Origin of the sequence: Rhodoplanes roseus (assembly GCF_003258865.1) — a bacterium.
GTDB classification, from domain to species: Bacteria; Pseudomonadota; Alphaproteobacteria; order Rhizobiales; family Xanthobacteraceae; genus Rhodoplanes; species Rhodoplanes roseus.
The window spans coordinates 1-240 of record NZ_NPEX01000997.1 but is presented as its reverse complement, the minus strand read 5'-3'; the positions used below and the strand labels follow the sequence as shown (position 1 = coordinate 240).

Below are 240 nucleotides of genomic sequence, written 5' to 3'. Positions count from 1 at the left end.
GGAAATGGACGAGGAGGCACTGATCGAAGGCGAGGTCACGCTGGTGGAGCTTCTGGGCGAGGTCACGCTCGTCTACGTCGATATCGGCCGCCAGGACGATCCGGTGGTGGCGAAGCTTGCCGGGGAAGTGGCGATCGAGCGCGGCGAAAGCGTGCGTCTCGCCGCCGATGCCGCGGATTTGCTGCTCTTCGACGAGAGCGGCCGGGCCCTTTCCAGAGATCGCCTGCAGAAAGCGGCCTG

General features: G+C 65.8%; 1 protein-coding gene. It reads left to right on the top strand.

Translation table 11 applies throughout. The features are described 5' to 3' along the window. A partial coding sequence (locus CH341_RS33330; protein ID WP_146604835.1) for a TOBE domain-containing protein occupies positions 1–240 on the top strand: 240 nt, incomplete at both ends.